This window comes from Dysgonomonas mossii (genome assembly GCF_004569505.1).
Taxonomy (GTDB): domain Bacteria; phylum Bacteroidota; class Bacteroidia; order Bacteroidales; family Dysgonomonadaceae; genus Dysgonomonas.
In genome coordinates, this window is the sequence record NZ_SPPK01000082.1 from 1 (window position 1) to 429 (window position 429).

At 36.1% G+C, this 429-nt stretch carries 1 protein-coding gene; it reads left to right on the top strand.

Annotation, left to right across the window (positions count from 1 at the left end; translation table 11 throughout):
* Positions 1–429: hypothetical protein (locus tag E4T88_RS17535; protein WP_221411824.1), on the top strand; the 429-nt coding region annotated here is incomplete at both ends.

Here is a 429-nt window from a genome sequence, read left to right on the forward strand (position 1 = left end):
AGATATGGATGTTGACGCTGAAACTGAAACAGAGACTGAACAAAATTCTGATCAAGAGCATGATTCACAACAAGAATATAACTACTATGATGAGCGATTTTACAATGAAAATGAAGCGTCATATCCAACAAATAGAAGAAGGCGTCGCAGAAGAAGTCATGACGGAGAAGAAGCACCCTCTGAACCACAACCTAAAAAAGACAAGGGTGTTTATGAGAACAAACGTTTAACAAGACCTTCTAGCACTGAACAATATTCTTCAGTTTTCAAAAAGAAATCTGTTCATGATAAAGAAGACGATGCTTTCAATCGAAGATTATCTTCTTTAAATCAACCTAAGTTTCACGCTTCAGAAGTGCCTTCTGCTATATTTGGAATGAGAAAACAAAAAGATGTTCCAAACAGTGGTTTAAAAGAACCTTCTACACC